The 1519-nt window shown below is 77.9% G+C and carries 2 protein-coding genes; both read left to right on the forward strand.

Annotated features, from left to right (window positions below):
* On the forward strand, window positions 1-1336 hold a 1336-nt coding region (locus DZF91_RS23925), incomplete at its 5' end, for a class I SAM-dependent methyltransferase (protein WP_199486846.1).
* Window positions 1333-1519, forward strand: a 187-nt coding sequence (locus DZF91_RS23930) for a hypothetical protein (protein ID WP_147341334.1), incomplete at its 3' end; no start/stop codon positions are given. The genes DZF91_RS23925 and DZF91_RS23930, both read left to right, overlap by 4 nt.

Here is a 1519-nt window from a genome sequence, read left to right on the forward strand (position 1 = left end):
CGCGCCGCTCGGCCGGGGCCGCCGCGCCTGGCTGACCGGGCTGGGCGTCCCGGTGCCCTGGACGGTCGCGACGTCCGCGCTCGGCTACCTGGCGGTGCTCGCCGCCGTGGCCGTCGCGCCGCCGTGGGGGCTGCTCGCCGTCGCGGCGTACTGCGCCGTCCCGTACCTGGTCTTCGGCGGGACGCCGCTCGTGCCGCACGACCTGCACGCGGCGGCGCTGCTGCGGTTCGTCCGGGAGCCGTACGGGTGGTGGCGGACGCTGGCCGACCCGCCGACCGCCTGGGAGCGCGACCGCGCCGACCGCATGGACGCCGCGCGCGCCTACTACGCCGCCGAGATCGACCAGGGCGTCGAGCGGTTCCTCCTGCCGCGCCGCGACGACTGCCCGTGGTGCGGGTCGCGGTCGCTGGTCGTCCACGTCCGGACGGGCGACATGGTGCAGGGCAAACCGGGCCGGTTCACCCTGGAGCGCTGCCGCGACTGCGGGCACGTCTTCCAGAACCCGCGCCTCGGCGACGAGGGCCTGGCCTTCTACGACCGGGACTACCGCGACGGCCTCTACGGCGACTCCATGGAGCACCTGCTCTGCGCGCAGGGCGCCGCCCTGCGCGCCCGCGCCCGGTTCGCCGCCGCCCACGTCGGCAGGCCGCGCGCCTGGCTGGACGTCGGGAGCGGGCCCGGCCACTTCTGCCGCGCCGCCGCGCCGATGTTCCCCGGCACCGTGTTCGACGGCCTGGACCCGCGCGGGGGCGTCGAGGAGGGCGTCCGGCGCGGCTGGCTGCGGCACGGCCACCGCCGCCCGCTGCGCGACCTGCCGGAGGAGTTCTCCGGACGGTACGACGTGATCAGCGTGCACCACCACCTGGAGTGCGTCGGCGACCCCCTCGCCGAGCTGGACGCCGCCATGAAGGCGCTGCCCGCCGGCGGCCACCTGCTGGTCGAGCAGCCCGACCCGGCCTGCCACCTGGGCCGTCTCGGCCGGTTCTGGGTGTCCTGGCTGCAGCCGCGGCGACTCCAGCTGATCCCCGCCGGGAACCTGGTGGAGGCGCTGGGCGCGCGCGGGATGCGGGTGCTGGCCGTCCAGCGGCGGGCGGCGCACCGGCGGCACGACGTCGTGGCGGCCGTCCTCCTCGCCCTCAACGCCTTCGCGCCCGACCCGTCCCGCCCGTGGGCGGCCTCCCCGCCGGCCCGCGCCTCCCGTGTGCGGCGCGTCCTCGCCCAGGCCGCGCTGCCGCCGCTGCTGTTCGTCGCCGCCCTGGCGGACCGGCTGGTCCTGCCCCTGATCCCCGGCCCCGGCAACACCTACCGGGTGCTGGCCCGAAAGGACGAGGGTTGACCGAGATCCTGTTGACCGACACCCCGGAGGACGCGCCGGTGGGACTCGCCGACGACCCGGAGATCCGGATCACCGCCCACACCTACCGGCGCGTGTTCGGCGTCCCGCCCGCCGCGCTCCGCCGCGCGCCCGGCGGCCTGGCCCTGCTCGGCGGCGTCCCGCACACGCCGGACGCGGCGCGCG

It is taken from the genome of Actinomadura logoneensis (genome assembly GCF_003428695.1).
Lineage (GTDB): Bacteria > Actinomycetota > Actinomycetes > Streptosporangiales > Streptosporangiaceae > Spirillospora > Spirillospora logoneensis.